This is a genomic window from Pandoraea captiosa (assembly GCF_902459775.1).
GTDB classification, from domain to species: Bacteria; Pseudomonadota; Gammaproteobacteria; order Burkholderiales; family Burkholderiaceae; genus Pandoraea; species Pandoraea captiosa.
On the sequence record NZ_CABPSQ010000027.1, the window covers coordinates 1 to 3,296 of the forward strand.

Below are 3,296 nucleotides of genomic sequence, written 5' to 3' on the forward strand. Positions count from 1 at the left end.
TTGGGGGATTAGCTCAGCTGGGAGAGCACCTGCTTTGCAAGCAGGGGGTCGTCGGTTCGATCCCGTCATCCTCCACCAATATCTTAGATCACATCGATGTCAGTCAAAAGCAAGTTATCTCAGTGGTACTTCTGAAGTAAATCCCTGAATGTGAATGCTTTTGAATGACAGCAATGTCATGCAGTATTTTGTTCTTTAACAATTTGGAAGAAGAAGTAGTACAACGGAAGCGCGTTAGAGATGGCGCGTGGAAATTGTACGGGTTGTGATTGTATCAACCAGTATTTAAAGTGATCGAAAGATGACTTGGAATACGGCACAACGCTAATACTCAACCTATAAAGGATGTGTCGAGAGACGCACTCGTTATAGGGTCAAGCGAATAAGTGCATGTGGTGGATGCCTTGGCGATTACAGGCGATGAAGGACGCGATAGCCTGCGAAAAGTTGTGGGGAGCTGGCAAATAAGCATTGATCCACAAATGTCCGAATGGGGAAACCCGGCCTTTTAGGTCATCCTAGACTGAATACATAGGTCTAGCGAAGCGAACGCGGCGAACTGAAACATCTAAGTAGCTGCAGGAAAAGAAATCAACCGAGATTCCCAAAGTAGTGGCGAGCGAAATGGGACCAGCCTTCAAGATTTAGCACCGGTGTTATCAGAACGGAATGGAAAGTCCGGCCATAGTGGGTGATAGCCCCGTATGAGAAAACCCTGGTGTGGAACTAAGCTTGAGAAAAGTAGGGCGGGACACGTGAAATCCTGTCTGAAGATGGGGGGACCATCCTCCAAGGCTAAATACTCGTAATCGACCGATAGTGAACCAGTACCGTGAGGGAAAGGCGAAAAGAACCCCGGGAGGGGAGTGAAATAGATCCTGAAACCGCATGCATACAAACAGTCGGAGCCTCGTAAGGGGTGACGGCGTACCTTTTGTATAATGGGTCAGCGACTTACATTCAGTGGCAAGCTTAACCGAATAGGGAAGGCGTAGCGAAAGCGAGTCCGAATAGGGCGTTCAGTCGCTGGGTGTAGACCCGAAACCAAGTGATCTATCCATGGCCAGGTTGAAGGTGCGGTAACACGTACTGGAGGACCGAACCCACTAACGTTGAAAAGTTAGGGGATGAGCTGTGGATAGGGGTGAAAGGCTAAACAAACTTGGAAATAGCTGGTTCTCTCCGAAAACTATTTAGGTAGTGCCTCGTGTATCACCTTCGGGGGTAGAGCACTGTCATGGTTGAGGGGTCCATTGCGGATTACCTCGCCATAGCAAACTCCGAATACCGAAGAGTGCAATCACGGGAGACAGACATCGGGTGCTAACGTCCGGTGTCAAGAGGGAAACAACCCAGACCGCCAGCTAAGGTCCCTAAATATTGCTAAGTGGGAAACGAAGTGGGAAGGCTAAAACAGTCAGGAGGTTGGCTTAGAAGCAGCCACCCTTTAAAGAAAGCGTAATAGCTCACTGATCGAGTCGTCCTGCGCGGAAGATGTAACGGGGCTAAGCAATATACCGAAGCTGCGGATGCGAGCTTGCTCGCATGGTAGGAGAGCGTTCTGTAAGCCTGTGAAGGTGTCTTGTAAAGGATGCTGGAGGTATCAGAAGTGCGAATGCTGACATGAGTAGCGATAAAGGGGGTGAAAGGCCCCCTCGCCGTAAGCCCAAGGTTTCCTACGCAACGTTCATCGGCGTAGGGTGAGTCGGCCCCTAAGGCGAGGCAGAGATGCGTAGCTGATGGGAAGCAGGTTAATATTCCTGCACCGTCGTATGATGCGATGGGGGGACGGATCGCGGAAGGTTGTCCGGGTGTTGGAAGTCCCGGTCCCTGCAGTGGAGAAGGCGCTTAGGCAAATCCGGGCGCGTAATTCAAGGCTGTGGGGCGAGCGAACTTGTTCGCGAAGCAATTGGAAGTGGTTCCAAGAAAAGCCTCTAAGCTTCAGTCATACGAGACCGTACCGCAAACCGACACAGGTGGGCGAGATGAGTATTCTAAGGCGCTTGAGAGAACTCGGGAGAAGGAACTCGGCAAATTGGTACCGTAACTTCGGGATAAGGTACGCCCTTGTAGCTTGACTGGCCTGCGCCAGAAGGGTGAAGGGGTTGCAATAAACTGGTGGCTGCGACTGTTTAATAAAAACACAGCACTCTGCAAACACGAAAGTGGACGTATAGGGTGTGACGCCTGCCCGGTGCCGGAAGATTAAATGATGGGGTGCAAGCTCTTGATTGAAGTCCCGGTAAACGGCGGCCGTAACTATAACGGTCCTAAGGTAGCGAAATTCCTTGTCGGGTAAGTTCCGACCTGCACGAATGGCGTAACGATGGCCACACTGTCTCCTCCCGAGACTCAGCGAAGTTGAAGTGTTTGTGATGATGCAATCTACCCGCGGCTAGACGGAAAGACCCCATGAACCTTTACTGTAGCTTTGCATTGGACTTTGAACCGGTCTGTGTAGGATAGGTGGGAGGCTTTGAAGCAGGAACGCTAGTTTCTGTGGAGCCGTCCTTGAAATACCACCCTGGCTTGTTTGAGGTTCTAACCTAGGTCCGTAATCCGGATCGGGGACAGTGCATGGTAGGCAGTTTGACTGGGGCGGTCTCCTCCCAAAGTGTAACGGAGGAGTACGAAGGTACGCTAGGTACGGTCGGAAATCGTGCTGATAGTGCAATGGCAAAAGCGTGCTTAACTGCGAGACTGACAAGTCGAGCAGGTGCGAAAGCAGGTCATAGTGATCCGGTGGTTCTGTATGGAAGGGCCATCGCTCAACGGATAAAAGGTACTCTGGGGATAACAGGCTGATACCGCCCAAGAGTTCATATCGACGGCGGTGTTTGGCACCTCGATGTCGGCTCATCTCATCCTGGGGCTGTAGCCGGTCCCAAGGGTATGGCTGTTCGCCATTTAAAGAGGTACGTGAGCTGGGTTTAAAACGTCGTGAGACAGTTTGGTCCCTATCTGCCGTGGGCGTTGGAAGTTTGAAGGGGGCTGCTCCTAGTACGAGAGGACCGGAGTGGACGAACCTCTGGTGTACCGGTTGTCACGCCAGTGGCATCGCCGGGTAGCTATGTTCGGAAGAGATAACCGCTGAAAGCATCTAAGCGGGAAACTCGCCTTAAGATGAGACTTCCCTGGGAACTCGATTCCCCTTAAGGGTCGTTCAAGACCAGGACGTTGATAGGTCAGGTGTGGAAGCGCAGTAATGCGTTAAGCTAACTGATACTAATTGCCCGTGAGGCTTGATCCTATAACCAGTGTGTTTTTCCTGGTGTGAGTATCGCTGTGCCGATACA

1 tRNA gene and 1 rRNA gene are annotated in these 3,296 nt (G+C 51.4%); both read left to right on the forward strand.

The features are described from left to right. Positions 1–2 precede the first annotated feature (2 nt). Positions 3–78 (forward strand) — tRNA-Ala (locus PCA31118_RS26825). A 294-nt stretch (positions 79–372) separates the two neighbouring features. Continuing rightward, positions 373–3,250, forward strand: a 23S ribosomal RNA gene (locus PCA31118_RS26830). Positions 3,251–3,296: the final 46 nt, after the last annotated feature.